Raw genomic sequence first — 13013 nt, forward strand, 5'->3', positions numbered from 1 at the left:
TATACATCACGTCACGAATGGGGATTCACCGATGAAAAGGAACGCGAAAGCATTACTCGCGGGAATGGTTGCACTGGCAGTTTCACAGGCAGCCATGGCGGAAGATATTAAAGTTGCCGTAGTAGGTGCGTTGTCCGGCCCTGTTGCCCAATGGGGTGATATGGAGTTCAATGGCGCGCGCCAGGCAATTAAAGACATCAACGCCAAAGGCGGCATCAAAGGCGACAAACTGGTTGCCGTGGAATATGACGATGCCTGCGACCCGAAACAGGCCGTTGCCGTTGCCAACAAAATTGTTAACGATGGCATTCAGTATGTGATTGGCCATCTCTGCTCCTCCTCCACCCAGCCAGCGTCCGATATCTACGAGGACGAAGGCATTCTGATGATCACGCCGGGCGCCACTAACCCGGAACTGACCCAGCGCGGCTATCAGTACATCATGCGTACCGCCGGTCTCGACTCGTCTCAGGGGCCGACCGCGGCGAAGTACATCCTCGAAAGCGTTAAGCCGCAGCGTATTGCCATCATTCACGATAAGCAGCAGTACGGCGAAGGGCTGGCCCGCTCCGTCCAGGACGGCCTGAAGAAAGGCGGCGCCAACGTGGTCTTCTTCGACGGCATTACCGCAGGCGAAAAAGACTTCTCCGCGCTGCTGGCGCGTCTGCAAAAAGAGAATATCGACTTCGTTTACTACGGCGGTTACTACCCGGAAATGGGGCAGATGCTGCGCCAGGCGCGTTCTATCGGCCTGAAAACCCAGTTTATGGGGCCGGAAGGGGTGGGTAACGCTTCGCTGTCGAACATTGCGGGCGATGCGGGCGAAGGCATGCTGGTAACGATGCCAAAACGCTATGACCAGGATCCGGCGAACAGCGCTATCGTGAACGCGCTGAAAGCCGAGAAGAAAGACGCAAGTGGTCCTTACGTCTGGATCACCTATGCCGCCGTACAGTCTCTGGCCACCGCCATGGATCGTACCGGCAGCAAAGCGCCGCAGGATCTGATTAAAGATTTAAAAGCACACGGGGCAGATACCGTGATTGGGCCGCTGAACTGGGATGAGAAAGGCGATCTGAAGGGATTTGAGTTTGGTGTCTTTAAGTGGCACGCCGACGGGTCATCCTCGGTCGCCAAATAATCATGATCCCACCGCCCGGCAGGTCCGGGCGGGAATAGAAAGGTTACCTTATGTCCGAGCAGTTTCTCTATTTTCTGCAGCAGATGTTTAACGGCGTTACGCTGGGAAGCACCTATGCACTGATCGCCATCGGCTACACGATGGTGTATGGCATTATCGGCATGATCAACTTCGCCCACGGCGAGGTGTATATGATCGGCAGTTATGTCTCCTTTATGATTATCGCCGCACTGATGATGATGGGGATCGACAGCAGCTGGCTGCTGGTGGCCGCCGGATTTGTCGGGGCGATTGTCATTGCCAGCGCCTACGGCTGGAGTATCGAACGGGTGGCCTATCGCCCGGTGCGCAGCTCCAAGCGTCTGATTGCGCTGATCTCCGCGATTGGTATGTCCATCTTCCTGCAGAACTACGTCAGCCTGACCGAAGGGTCCCGCGACGTGGCGCTGCCAAGCCTGTTTAACGGCCAGTGGATTGTGGGTGCCAGCGAGAACTTCTCGGCGTCGATTACCACCATGCAGCTGGTGATCTGGATTGTGACCTTCCTCGCCATGCTGGCGCTGACCCTGTTTATCCGCTACTCCCGTATGGGCCGCGCCTGCCGCGCCTGTGCGGAAGACCTGAAAATGGCGAGCCTGCTCGGCATCAACACCGACCGCGTGATCGCCCTGACCTTCGTGATTGGCGCGGCGATGGCGGCCGTTGCTGGTGTTCTGCTCGGCCAGTTCTACGGCGTGATCAACCCGTACATCGGCTTTATGGCCGGGATGAAAGCCTTCACCGCAGCGGTACTGGGCGGTATCGGCAGCATTCCGGGCGCGATGATCGGTGGCCTGATTCTGGGCGTGGCCGAAGCGCTCTCCTCTGCTTACCTGAGTACCGAATATAAAGATGTGGTGTCGTTTGCCCTGCTGATTCTGGTTCTGCTGGTTATGCCTACCGGTATTCTGGGTCGTCCGGAGGTAGAGAAAGTATGAAACCGATGCATTTTGCGATGGCGCTGCTTTCTGCGGCGATGTTCTTCCTGCTGGCGGGCGTCTTTATGGGCGTGCAGCTGCAGCTGAGCGGCACAAAGCTGGTAGTGGATTCCGCCTCTGATATCCGCTGGCAGTGGGTGTTTGTCGGCACCGCGGTGGTCTTCTTCTTCCAGCTGCTGCGTCCGCTGTTCCAGAAGGCGCTGAAAAACGTCTCCGGGCCGAAGTTTGTTCTGCCGGCGATTGACGGCTCGACCGTTAAACAGAAGCTGTTCCTGGTGGCGCTGCTGGTGGCTGCGGTAGCGTGGCCGTTCGTGGTCTCGCGCGGGACGGTGGACATCGCCACCCTGACCATGATTTACGTCATTCTGGGCCTCGGCCTGAACGTGGTGGTAGGTCTGTCTGGCCTGCTGGTGCTGGGCTACGGCGGCTTCTACGCCATCGGCGCCTATACCTTTGCCCTGCTGAACCACTATTACGGTCTCGGCTTCTGGACCTGTCTGCCGCTGGCGGGGCTGGTCTCTGCGGCGGCGGGCTTCCTGCTCGGCTTCCCGGTGCTGCGCCTGCGCGGTGACTATCTGGCGATTGTGACCTTAGGCTTCGGCGAAATTGTCCGTATCCTGCTGCTCAACAATACCGAAGTGACCGGTGGCCCGAACGGCATCAGCCAGATCCCGAAACCGACCTTCTTCGGTCTGGAGTTCAGCCGTTCCGCCCGTGAAGGCGGCTGGGACACCTTCAGCAACTTCTTCGGCGTGAAGTACGATCCGTCCGACCGCGTGATCTGGCTCTACCTGGTGGCGCTGCTGCTGGTGGTCATCACCCTGTTCGTGATTAACCGTCTGCTGCGCATGCCGCTGGGACGTGCGTGGGAAGCGCTGCGTGAAGATGAGATTGCCTGTCGCTCCCTGGGCCTGAATCCGACCCGCATCAAGCTGACCGCCTTTACCATCAGCGCCGCGTTTGCCGGTTTCGCCGGAACGCTGTTCGCCGCGCGTCAGGGCTTCGTCAGCCCGGAATCCTTTACCTTTGCGGAATCCGCGTTCGTGCTGGCTATCGTGGTGCTCGGCGGGATGGGCTCGCAGTTTGCCGTTATTCTCGCGGCCATCCTGCTGGTGGTCTCCCGTGAGCTGATGCGCGACTTTAACGAATACAGCATGCTGATGCTCGGTGGTTTGATGGTACTGATGATGATCTGGCGTCCGCAGGGCTTGCTGCCGATGACCCGTCCACAGCTGAAACTGAAAAACGGGCAAGCGAAAGGAGAGCAGGCATGAGTCAGCCATTATTATCCGTTAACGGCCTGATGATGCGTTTTGGCGGCCTGCTGGCGGTCAACAATGTGTCTCTGGATCTGCATCAGAAAGAGATTGTTTCGCTGATCGGCCCGAACGGTGCCGGTAAAACCACGGTCTTTAACTGCCTGACCGGTTTCTACAAACCGACGGGCGGCACCATCATGCTGCGCGACCAGCACCTGGAAGGGCTGCCGGGCCAGCAGATTGCCCGCATGGGCGTGGTGCGTACCTTCCAGCACGTGCGTCTGTTCCGCGAGATGACGGTGATCGAGAACCTGCTGGTGGCGCAACATCAGCAGCTGAAAACCGGGCTCTTCTCCGGCCTGCTGAAAACCCCGGCGTTTCGCCGTACCCAGGATGAAGCTTTAGATCGCGCCGCCACCTGGCTCGACCGTATCGGTCTGTTGCAGCACGCTAACCGTCAGGCCAGCAACCTGGCCTACGGTGACCAGCGTCGTCTGGAGATTATCCGCTGCATGGTGACTCAGCCGGAGATCCTGATGCTCGACGAACCGGCGGCAGGGCTTAACCCGAAAGAGACCAAAGAGCTGGACGAGCTGATTGTCGAGCTGCGTAACCATCACGACACCACCATCCTGCTGATTGAGCATGATATGAAGCTGGTGATGGGCATTTCGGATCGTATTTACGTGGTGAACCAGGGCACGCCGCTGGCGAACGGGACGCCGGAAGAGATCCGCAACAACCCGGACGTGATCCGCGCTTATCTGGGTGAGGCATAAGATGGAAAAAGCGATGTTATCTTTTGACAAGGTTAATGCCCACTACGGCAAGATCCAGGCGCTGCACGACGTCAGCCTGCACATCAACCAGGGGGAGATCGTCACCCTGATTGGGGCCAACGGCGCGGGGAAAACCACCCTGCTCGGCACCCTGTGCGGCGATCCGCGCGCCACCAGCGGGCGTATCGTTTTTGACGGTAAAGACATTACCGACTGGCAGACCGCCAGAATCATGCGTGAAGCGGTGGCGATTGTCCCGGAAGGGCGTCGCGTCTTCTCCCGCATGACGGTGGAAGAGAACCTGGCGATGGGCGGCTTCTTTGCCGAGCGCGAGCAGTTCCAGACCCGCATCAAGCGCGTGTATGACCTGTTCCCGCGTCTGTTTGAGCGTCGTATTCAGCGTGCGGGCACCATGTCCGGCGGGGAACAGCAGATGCTGGCGATTGGCCGTGCGCTGATGAGCCAGCCGCGCCTGCTGCTGCTCGACGAACCGTCCCTCGGGCTGGCGCCGATCATCATTCAGCAGATCTTCGACACCATCGAGCAGTTGCGTAGCGAAGGGATGACCATCTTCCTCGTGGAGCAGAACGCCAATCAGGCGCTGAAGCTCGCGGATCGCGGCTACGTGCTGGAGAACGGTCGCGTGGTGCTGGAAGACACCGGCGACGCGCTGCTGGCGAACGAAGCGGTGCGGAGTGCGTACCTGGGCGGTTGAGCCGTCTGTGATGCCCAGTGGCGCTGCGCTTACCGGGTCTCCAGAATCGAGCCGGGTAAGGCGAAGCCGCCACCCGGCTTTTTTGTTTTTTGTACACTTCAGTTGTACAATTGACTTGTACTTAAAAGGAGGGGTTATGCGTACAATGAACTATAGCGAAGCACGTCAAAACCTTGCTTCAGCGCTGGATTCCGCGGCGACGGGAACACCCGTGACAATCACGCGTCGGGGCCATAAGCCTGCCGTGATTATCAGCGCGGAAGAGTTTGAACGTTATCAGGCGGCAAAGCTGGATGCCGAGTTCGATGCCATTATGGGCATACATGGGAACGAAATAAGGGAACTGGCTGATAAATGAATCTGCAATTTATCTCAGCGGAAGAGATAGTCCTGTTTCATGACAAACTCCTGAGCGTCACGCCTGGCGTCACGGGAATGTCAGACCCGGGACGTGCTGAAGCATTGCTCTATCGCGTACTGAACAAATATCAATACGAAGGTGTGACCGATGTATGGATCCTGGCGGCAATGCATTTGCTGGCCATATCCCGCGGTCATATCTTCAATGACGGCAATAAACGCACAGCGCTGTTTATCACCCTGCTTTTTCTCAAACGCAACGGCATTACGCTGAAGGCCAACCCGGATTATGTGGCGATGACGGTTGAAGCTGCTGCGGGTCGCCTGTCGCTCGAAGAGATTGCTGAACGTCTACGCTGCACCCCTTTCACACAACCATCATCCCCCTGACGCCTTGCTGTCATCTCTCTGTAAACAAAAAGTTATTTTTCTGTAATTCGAGCATGTCATGTTACCTCGCGAGCACAAAACGCGTGATATCGCGCATCCGGCACAATAAGAGAGATGACAATGACATCGTTACGACACACAGCTTTGGGTCTGGCAATGGGTCTGGCGTTTGCGACTAACGCAATGGCCGTCACCACTATTCCGTTCTGGCATTCCATGGAAGGGGAGTTGGGTAAAGAAGTTGACTCCCTGGCGCAACGTTTCAACGACAGCCACCCGGACTACAAGATTGTGCCGGTGTATAAAGGCAACTACGAGCAGAGCCTGAGCGCGGGCATCGCCGCATTCCGTACCGGCAACGCCCCTGCGCTGCTGCAGGTTTACGAAGTGGGCACCGCCACCATGATGGCATCGAAAGCCATCAAGCCGGTCTATGAAGTGTTCAAAGACGCGGGCATCAACTTCGACGAGTCCCAGTTCGTGCCGACCGTCTCCGGTTACTACACCGACTCCAAATCCGGCCATCTGCTCTCCCAGCCGTTTAACAGCTCCACCCCGGTGCTGTACTACAACAAAGACGCCTTCAAAAAAGCCGGTTTAGATCCGGAGCAGCCGCCGAAAACCTGGCAGGATCTGGCGGCGTACACCGCCAAACTGAAAGCGGCCGGCATGAAGTGTGGCTACGCGAGCGGCTGGCAGGGCTGGATCCAGATCGAGAACTTCAGCGCCTGGCACGGCAAGCCGGTGGCGACCGAAAACAACGGTTTCAACGGTACCAACGCGGTACTGGAATTCAACAAGCCGGAGCAGGTGAAGCACATCGCCCTGCTTGAAGAACTGAACAAGAAGGGCGATTTCAGCTACTTCGGGCGTAAAGACGAATCCACCGAGAAGTTCTACAGCGGCGACTGCGCCATCACCACCGCCTCGTCCGGCTCGCTGGCGGATATTCGCCACTACGCCAAATTCAACTACGGCGTGGGGATGATGCCGTACGACGCTGATTCTGAAGGCGCGCCGCAGAACGCCATCATCGGCGGGGCGAGCCTGTGGGTGATGCAGGGCAAAGACAAGGAGACCTACAAAGGCGTGGCCGAGTTCCTCGACTTCCTGGCGAAACCAGAAAACGCGGCGGAATGGCACCAGAAGACCGGCTACCTGCCGATCACCAAAGCCGCCTATGACCTGACCCGCGAGCAGGGCTTCTACGACAAGAACCCAGGGGCGGATATCGCCACGCGCCAGATGCTGAACAAGCCGCCGTTGCCGTACACCAAAGGCCTGCGCCTGGGCAACATGCCGCAGATCCGTACCATCGTGGATGAAGAGCTGGAGAGCGTGTGGACCGGTAAGAAAACCCCGCAGCAGGCGCTGGATGCGGCCGTCGAGCGTGGCAACCAGCTACTGCGCCGCTTTGAGCAGTCGACTAAATCGTAAAAAATGCCCGGTGGCGCTGCGCTTACCGGGCCTACGATGTGCCCCATGTAGGCCGTGTAAGGCGTAGCCGCCACCCGGCACTGTTCAGGAATCCAATCTCCATGTCCTCATCCCGTCCGGTGTTTCGTTCCCGTTGGCTGCCGTACCTGCTGGTCGCGCCGCAACTGGTCATCACCGTTATCTTCTTTATCTGGCCTGCGGGCGAAGCGCTGTGGTACTCGGTGCAGAGCGTCGATCCGTTCGGGCTCTCCAGCCAGTTTGTTGGCCTGGATAATTTCGCTGCCCTGTGGCACGACAGCTACTACATCGACGCCTTCTGGACGACGATCAAATTCAGCACCCTGGTTACCTTTAGCGGCCTGATCGCCTCGCTGTTTTTCGCCGCGCTGGTGGATTACGTGGTGCGCGGCAGCCGTCTCTATCAGACCCTGATGCTGCTGCCCTACGCCGTGGCGCCCGCCGTCGCCGCCGTGCTGTGGATCTTCCTCTTCAACCCCGGTCGCGGGCTGATCACCCATTTCCTCGGTGAATTCGGCTACGACTGGAACCACGCCCAGAACAGCGGCCAGGCGATGTTCCTGGTCGTGTTCGCCTCGGTATGGAAGCAGATCAGCTACAACTTCCTGTTCTTCTTTGCCGCGCTGCAGTCCATCCCGCGCTCGCTGGTGGAAGCCGCCGCGATTGACGGCGCAGGCCCGATCCGCCGCTTCTTTAAACTGGCGCTGCCGCTGATCGCCCCGGTGAGTTTCTTCCTGCTGGTGGTCAACCTGGTCTACGCCTTCTTCGACACCTTCCCGGTGATCGACGCCGCCACCGCAGGCGGCCCGGTGCAGGCGACCACCACGCTTATCTATAAGATCTACCGCGAAGGGTTTGCCGGTCTGGATCTCTCGGCCTCTGCCGCCCAGTCGGTGGTGCTGATGTTCCTTGTCATCATCCTCACGGTGGTGCAGTTCCGCTATGTCGAAAGTAAGGTGCGCTACCAATGATTGAGAACCGTCGCGGGCTGACGATTTTCAGCCACACCATGCTGATTCTGGGGATCGTCGTCATCCTGTTCCCGCTGTACGTGGCCTTTGTTGCCGCCACGCTGGATCGCAACGCCATATTTGAAACCCCGATGACGCTTATCCCCGGCGGCCATCTTTTCGAGAACATGGCAACCATCTGGACCCAGGGCGTCGGCGTTAACAGCGCCCCGTTCTGGCTGATGATGCTCAACAGCTTCATCATGGCGCTGGGCATTACGGTGGGCAAAATCGTGGTGTCGATGCTGTCGGCCTTCGCTATCGTCTGGTTCCGCTTTCCGCTGCGCAACCTGTTCTTCTGGATGATCTTTATCACCCTGATGCTGCCGGTAGAGGTGCGTATCTTCCCGACGGTAGAGGTGATCGCTAACCTCGGCATGCTGGACAGCTACGCGGGCTTAACCCTGCCGCTGATGGCCTCGGCCACCGCCACCTTCCTGTTCCGCCAGTTCTTTATGACCCTGCCGGACGAACTGATTGAGGCCGCGCGTATCGACGGCGCGTCACCGATGCGCTTCTTCCGCGACATCGTGCTGCCGCTGTCGAGAACCAACCTTGCGGCGCTGTTTGTGATCACCTTTATCTACGGCTGGAACCAGTACCTGTGGCCGCTGTTGATTATCCAGGACGTCAACCTCGGCACCGCCGTGGCGGGCATCAAAGGCATGATCGCCACCGGCGAAGGCACCACCCTCTGGAACCAGGTGATGGCGGCGATGCTGCTCACCCTTATCCCACCCGTAGTCATTGTTTTAGCCATGCAGCGTGCATTTGTCCGCGGCCTGGTCGATAGCGAGAAATAAGATGGCAGGTTTAAAACTACAGGCAGTTACCAAAAGCTGGGACGGCAAAACCCAGGTCATTCAGCCCCTCACCCTCGACGTGGCGGACGGAGAATTTATCGTGATGGTCGGCCCGTCGGGCTGCGGCAAATCAACCCTGCTGCGGATGGTGGCTGGCCTTGAGCGCGTCACCTCGGGCGATATCTGGATCGACCGCAAGCGCGTCACCGAGATGGAGCCCAAAGACAGGGGCATCGCGATGGTGTTCCAGAACTACGCGCTTTATCCGCACATGAGCGTGGAGGAGAACATGGCCTGGGGGCTGAAAATCCGCGGCATGGGCAAGGGCCACATTGAGGAGCGCGTCAAAGAGGCGGCGCGCATTCTGGAGCTGGACGGCCTGCTGAAGCGCCGCCCGCGCGAGCTCTCCGGCGGCCAGCGTCAGCGCGTGGCGATGGGCCGCGCCATCGTGCGCGATCCTGCGGTATTCCTGTTTGACGAACCGCTCTCAAACCTCGACGCCAAGCTGCGCGTGCAAATGCGTCTTGAGCTGCAGCAGCTGCACCGCCGCCTGAAAACCACCTCCCTGTACGTCACCCACGATCAGGTCGAGGCGATGACTCTCGCCCAGCGGGTGATGGTAATGAACAAAGGTGTCGCCGAGCAGATTGGCACCCCGGTGGAGGTGTACGAAAAGCCTGCCAGCCGCTTTGTGGCGAGCTTTATCGGCAGCCCGGCGATGAACCTGCTGGAGGGGCGCATCAGCGCTGCGGGCACCCATTTTGAAATGGACAGCGGCATGGCGCTGCCCATCAACTGGTTCTATCGCGGCTATGCCGGACGCAAAATGACCCTGGGTATCCGCCCGGAACATATTGCGCTAAGCTCGCAGGCGGAAGGCGGCGTACCGCTGGTGATGGACACCCTGGAGATGCTGGGGGCCGATAACCTGGCGCACGGACGCTGGGGCGAGCAGAAGCTGGTGGTGCGCATGTCGCATCAGGAGCGCCCGAAAGCGGGCAGCACGCTGTGGCTGCACCTGCCGGAAAATCATCTGCACTTATTTGATGGTGAAACAGGACAACGCATATGAGTAACTGGCCTTATCCCCGCATCGTCGCCCACCGGGGCGGCGGTAAACTGGCCCCGGAAAACACGCTGGCGGCCATCGACACCGGCGCACGCTACGGTCACACCATGATCGAGTTCGACGCCAAGCTGTCGAAAGACGGGGAGATCTTCCTCCTGCATGATGACAACCTCGAGCGTACCAGCAACGGCTGGGGCGTGGCGGGGGATCTGCCGTGGCGCGACCTGCTGAAAGTGGATGCCGGAAGCTGGTTCAGCGGCGAATTCACAGGCGAGCCGCTGCCGCTGCTTGCGGAAGTGGCCGATCGCTGTCGCCAGCACGGGATGATGGCCAACATCGAAATTAAACCGACCACCGGCACGGGGCCGTTAACCGGCAAGGTGATTGCGTTAGCGGCCCGGGAGCTGTGGGCAGGCATGACGCCGCCGCTGCTGTCGTCGTTTGAAATGGATGCGCTGGAAGCGGCCCAGGCTGCGGCTCCGGAACTGCCGCGCGGGCTATTGCTGGACGAGTGGCGGGAAGACTGGCGCGAACTGACCACCCGGCTGGGCTGCGTGTCGATTCACCTGAACCATCGTCTGCTGAATGAAGGGCGGGTAGAGGCGCTGAAAGCCGCGGGATTACATATCCTGGTTTATACCGTCAACCAGCCCCAGCGTGCAGCCGAACTGCTGCGCTGGGGTGTGGATTGCATCTGTACCGATGCGATTGCTCTTATTGGCCCGGACTTTCAGCCCTAAGGGTTATTCAGCATCGAACCATTCTGCTGCTGCGGCAGCATATGTTGCTGCTGCACGCCGCTGGCATCGACCCCGCCACCGCTGAGCATCCCGCCGTTGGTGTTAGGCAGAACCTGCACCCCCGGCTGGCTCTGCTGAATCCGCTGGGTGTTGTTATTCATCTGGGTTTGCAGATGCTGCTGCTGGACGCGGGTCTGCGTCTGCAGCTGCTGGTTGAGCATCCCTGTCTGCTGCTGCTGCTGGATCATCATCTGATTTTGCATTCGCTGCTGGCTGGGGTTCTGATAGCCCGGCTGGTTGGGGTTATTCAGGGTGTTGATCGGCTGCGCGAACACGGCAAACGGCAGTAACGCCGCAACAAGAATGAGTCGTTTCATGGTCATTCCCTCCTTCTGAGGCCTTACCTAAGTTTACCTCGAATCCGCCATTACGATGATTTTTTAAGAGTTATGAACCAGGATTAAGCGGGAGCCCGAGTCCCATCACCTGGAGAATTATAAAGATGAAACCAACGTTTATACGCTGGGTAGCGATTGCTGCCCTGACGGCAGGCGGTACGTTTTGCGTGGCAGCGAATCCTCCGGCGGCACCGCCGGTATCCTACGGCGTGGAGGAGGATGTGTTCCATCCCGTACGGGCGCAGAAGGGGATGGTTGCCTCGGTAGATGCTCTCGCCACCCAGGTCGGGGTGGATATCCTCAGGCAGGGCGGTAATGCGGTAGATGCGGCGGTGGCGGTGGGTTACGCGCTGGCGGTCACCCACCCGCAGGCGGGTAACCTCGGCGGCGGCGGTTTCATGATGCTGCGCACCAAAGAGGGCGTGACCACGGCCATCGACTTCCGTGAAATGGCCCCGGATCAGGCGACGCGCGACATGTTCCTCGACGAGCAGGGCAACGCCGACAGTAAAAAATCGCTTACCTCCCATCTGGCGACCGGTACGCCGGGCACCGTGGCGGGCTTCTCGCTGGCGCTGGATAAATACGGCACTCTGCCGCTGAACAAGGTGGTGCAGCCGGCCATCAAGCTGGCGCGCGACGGCTTCGAGGTTAACGATGCCCTGGCCGACGATCTGAAAACCTACGGCAGCGAAGTGATCCCCAACCATGAGAACAGCAAAGCGATCTTCTGGAAGGATGGCGAGCCGCTGAAGAAGGGCGACAAGCTGGTGCAGACCAACCTCGCCAAAAGCCTGGAGATGATCGCGGAGAACGGCCCGGATGCCTTCTATAAAGGTCCGATTGCCGACCAGATTGCCGAAGAGATGAGTAAAAACGGCGGGCTGATCACCAAAGCGGATCTGGCCGCCTACAAAGCGGTGGAGCGCACGCCAATCAGCGGCGACTATCGCGGGTATCAGGTCTACTCCATGCCGCCGCCGTCTTCCGGAGGCATCCATATCGTGCAGATCCTCAACATTCTTGAAAACTTCGATATGCACAAATTTGGCTTCGGCAGCGCGGATACGTTGCAGGTGATGGCCGAGGCGGAGAAGTATGCCTATGCCGACCGCTCGGAGTATCTGGGCGACCCGGATTTCGTTAAGGTGCCGTGGCAGGCGCTGACCAACAAAGCCTATGCCAAATCCTTGGCCGATCAGATCGATATCAACAAAGCCAGACCCTCGAGCGAGATCCGCCCCGGCAAGCTGGCGCCCTATGAGAGCAACCAGACCACCCACTTCTCGGTGGTGGATAAGGACGGAAACGCGGTGGCGGTGACCTATACGCTTAACACCACCTTCGGGACCGGGATCGTGGCGGGCAACAGCGGCATTCTGTTGAACAACGAGATGGATGACTTCTCTGCCAAACCGGGCGTGCCGAACGTTTACGGGCTGGTGGGCGGGGATGCCAACGCCGTCGGGCCGAAGAAGCGTCCGCTGTCGTCGATGTCGCCGACCATCGTGGTGAAAGACGGTAAAACCTGGCTGGTGACCGGCAGCCCGGGCGGGAGCCGCATTATCACCACCGTCCTGCAGATGGTGGTCAACAGCATCGATTTCGGGATGAACGTGGCGGAAGCCACCAACGCGCCGCGCTTCCATCACCAGTGGCTGCCGGATGAGCTGCGGGTGGAGAAGGGCTTCAGCCCGGACACCCTGAAACTGCTGGAGCAGCGCGGGCAGAAAGTGGCGGTGAAAGAGGCGATGGGCAGCACCCAGAGCATTATGGTCGGGCCGGATGGCACGCTGTATGGGGCGTCGGATCCGCGTACGCCAGGGGATTTAACGGCGGGGTATTGAGTTATTTGCCGGGTGGCGGCTTCGCCTTACCCGGCCTACAAGGTCAACGCAAAACGGCAACCTCGGTTGC

At 59.2% G+C, this 13013-nt stretch carries 14 protein-coding genes; 13 read left to right on the plus strand and 1 reads right to left on the minus strand.

The window, feature by feature from the left end; translation table 11 throughout:
* Positions 1-31: 31 nt before the first annotated feature.
* The 12 genes from livK to ugpQ all read left to right on the plus strand — a co-directional run bounded on the left by livK (position 32) and on the right by ugpQ (position 10698).
* Positions 32-1141: a high-affinity branched-chain amino acid ABC transporter substrate-binding protein LivK gene (gene livK, locus ACOYA6_RS20660; RefSeq protein ID WP_039032509.1), complete on the plus strand. Its 1110-nt coding sequence runs from the start codon at positions 32-34 to the stop codon at positions 1139-1141.
* A gap of 50 nt (positions 1142-1191) precedes the next feature.
* Positions 1192-2118 carry a high-affinity branched-chain amino acid ABC transporter permease LivH gene (gene livH, locus ACOYA6_RS20665; protein ID WP_039032510.1) on the plus strand — a complete coding sequence of 309 codons (927 nt, stop codon included), beginning with the start codon at positions 1192-1194 and terminating at the stop codon, positions 2116-2118.
* Positions 2115-3392 (plus strand): high-affinity branched-chain amino acid ABC transporter permease LivM, encoded by a 1278-nt coding sequence (locus tag ACOYA6_RS20670; protein WP_039032511.1) that lies wholly within the window; start codon positions 2115-2117, stop codon positions 3390-3392. The genes livH and ACOYA6_RS20670 overlap by 4 nt, the downstream gene beginning before the upstream one ends.
* Positions 3389-4156 (plus strand): high-affinity branched-chain amino acid ABC transporter ATP-binding protein LivG, encoded by a 768-nt coding sequence (gene livG, locus ACOYA6_RS20675; protein WP_422655310.1) that lies wholly within the window; start codon positions 3389-3391, stop codon positions 4154-4156. Before ACOYA6_RS20670 ends, livG begins: the two co-directional genes overlap by 4 nt.
* 1 nt (position 4157) lies before the next feature.
* The gene (gene livF, locus ACOYA6_RS20680) at positions 4158-4871 is read left to right on the plus strand and encodes a high-affinity branched-chain amino acid ABC transporter ATP-binding protein LivF (RefSeq protein WP_039032513.1); all 714 of its coding nucleotides are present in this window, start codon (positions 4158-4160) and stop codon (positions 4869-4871) included.
* Positions 4872-5007: 136 nt separating this feature from the next.
* Positions 5008-5229: a type II toxin-antitoxin system Phd/YefM family antitoxin gene (locus tag ACOYA6_RS20685; RefSeq protein WP_422655311.1), complete on the plus strand. Its 222-nt coding sequence runs from the start codon at positions 5008-5010 to the stop codon at positions 5227-5229.
* The gene (locus tag ACOYA6_RS20690) at positions 5226-5621 is read left to right on the plus strand and encodes a type II toxin-antitoxin system death-on-curing family toxin (protein ID WP_422655312.1); all 396 of its coding nucleotides are present in this window, start codon (positions 5226-5228) and stop codon (positions 5619-5621) included. The genes ACOYA6_RS20685 and ACOYA6_RS20690 overlap by 4 nt, the downstream gene beginning before the upstream one ends.
* 120 nt (positions 5622-5741) lie before the next feature.
* Complete coding sequence (gene ugpB, locus ACOYA6_RS20695) at positions 5742-7058, plus strand: sn-glycerol-3-phosphate ABC transporter substrate-binding protein UgpB (protein ID WP_039032514.1); 1317 nt, start codon at positions 5742-5744, stop codon at positions 7056-7058.
* 101 nt (positions 7059-7159) lie between these two features.
* Complete coding sequence (ugpA, locus tag ACOYA6_RS20700) at positions 7160-8047, plus strand: sn-glycerol-3-phosphate ABC transporter permease UgpA (protein WP_039032515.1); 888 nt, start codon at positions 7160-7162, stop codon at positions 8045-8047.
* Entirely contained in the window at positions 8044-8889 is an 846-nt protein-coding gene (gene ugpE / locus ACOYA6_RS20705; RefSeq protein ID WP_138370740.1) for a sn-glycerol-3-phosphate ABC transporter permease UgpE, read from the plus strand. Before ugpA ends, ugpE begins: the two co-directional genes overlap by 4 nt.
* A 1-nt stretch (position 8890) precedes the next feature.
* Complete coding sequence (locus tag ACOYA6_RS20710; protein ID WP_039032517.1) at positions 8891-9961, plus strand: sn-glycerol-3-phosphate import ATP-binding protein UgpC; 1071 nt, start codon at positions 8891-8893, stop codon at positions 9959-9961.
* The gene (gene ugpQ / locus ACOYA6_RS20715; RefSeq protein WP_139563766.1) at positions 9958-10698 is read left to right on the plus strand and encodes a glycerophosphodiester phosphodiesterase; all 741 of its coding nucleotides are present in this window, start codon (positions 9958-9960) and stop codon (positions 10696-10698) included. Before ACOYA6_RS20710 ends, ugpQ begins: the two co-directional genes overlap by 4 nt.
* On the opposite strand, the gene ACOYA6_RS20720 is transcribed toward ugpQ, so the two are convergent.
* Positions 10695-11075: a DUF2756 family protein gene (locus ACOYA6_RS20720; protein WP_039032532.1), complete on the minus strand. Its 381-nt coding sequence runs from the start codon at positions 11073-11075 to the stop codon at positions 10695-10697. The genes ugpQ and ACOYA6_RS20720 overlap by 4 nt on opposite strands.
* 125 nt (positions 11076-11200) lie before the next feature.
* Here ACOYA6_RS20720 and ggt point away from each other — a divergent pair, with 125 nt between their 5' ends.
* Positions 11201-12943, plus strand: a complete 1743-nt coding sequence (ggt, locus tag ACOYA6_RS20725) for a gamma-glutamyltransferase (protein ID WP_422655313.1) — start codon at positions 11201-11203, stop codon at positions 12941-12943.
* The last annotated feature ends 70 nt before the right edge of the window (positions 12944-13013 follow it).

Source organism: Leclercia barmai, assembly GCF_049312895.1.
Classification (GTDB): Bacteria; Pseudomonadota; Gammaproteobacteria; order Enterobacterales; family Enterobacteriaceae; genus Enterobacter; species Enterobacter barmai.